This window comes from Sphingobium lactosutens DS20 (assembly GCF_000445105.1).
Lineage (GTDB): Bacteria > Pseudomonadota > Alphaproteobacteria > Sphingomonadales > Sphingomonadaceae > Sphingobium > Sphingobium lactosutens.
The window spans coordinates 1-907 of sequence record NZ_ATDP01000085.1 but is presented as its reverse complement, the minus strand read 5'-3'; the positions used below and the strand labels follow the sequence as shown (position 1 = coordinate 907).

Here is a 907-nt window from a genome sequence, read left to right as displayed (position 1 = left end):
CACGTCGAGACATGCGCCTACGCTTTTAGAGCCGAGGCTCCTGGACATATGCGCAGGCACCCCGGCGTGAAATCACACCGTGTGCCGTTCTCGACAGGGTTCTTAAGCCCCGGCGCTGCCGTTTTTGCAGCACGCCGAAGCGCCTAGCACAGCGACGAGGACCAACCAAGCGGCACCCCGTTCGCCGGAGTAGCGCCGGGGATTTACTGCCGGGTTACCCGCTCGACTTGCCGGGCAGGAGGCAAGCACGCGTTCGCACATCTCGGCATCAGACGGGGCTTCATCGCCATAGCATGACGCTGGGTGTTCCTCGGCCGTCAAGGATCAGCGGTCCCCCCGATTTTGCCGCCGCTCCGCTGCGCTACCCGGCAACAAAATCGGTTCCCCCGCTGCCCGCTTCGCGGCGGCCATGCCGTCCCTGACCGCCTCAACACCGCGTCCCGCTGAGCCCATCCTCATCGATGAGAGATGGGGAGCACGGCATCATTCTGATGGAGGCTCTTATGGACAACCTTTCCGACGATCTCCGGGCGCTGTTCAACGCTCCGATCTGCCCGTACTGCGCGACGCTCTACGATCCTGAGCAATATGACGAGGTCGATGAATGCGCCCGCTGTTCGAACTGCTGCAGGGCATACCAGGTCGCGGCCGAACACCGCCCACCACAGCCGCACATTCCGCAAGATGACCCGCTGTCGGCAGCCGCCCAATCAGATAGTCTGGCCCAGTTTCGGGACGAGGCGGGCCGCGTTTCGAAAGCCATGATGCGCCAGACCGCCGGAGGAAGCTACCAAATGTACGAACGCTGGTTCACAGAAGCGCTCGGGCCTGCCATCGACAAGCTCGATCCGGTGCTCCGGCCCCAGGCAATCACGATCGCCAGCGAGCTTGGCTATATCGCCGATAC

At 63.3% G+C, this 907-nt stretch carries 1 protein-coding gene; it reads left to right on the top strand.

Annotated features, from left to right (window positions below):
- Positions 1-503 precede the first annotated feature (503 nt).
- A partial coding sequence (locus RLDS_RS39310; RefSeq protein ID WP_021225906.1) for a hypothetical protein occupies positions 504-907 on the top strand: 404 nt, incomplete at its 3' end.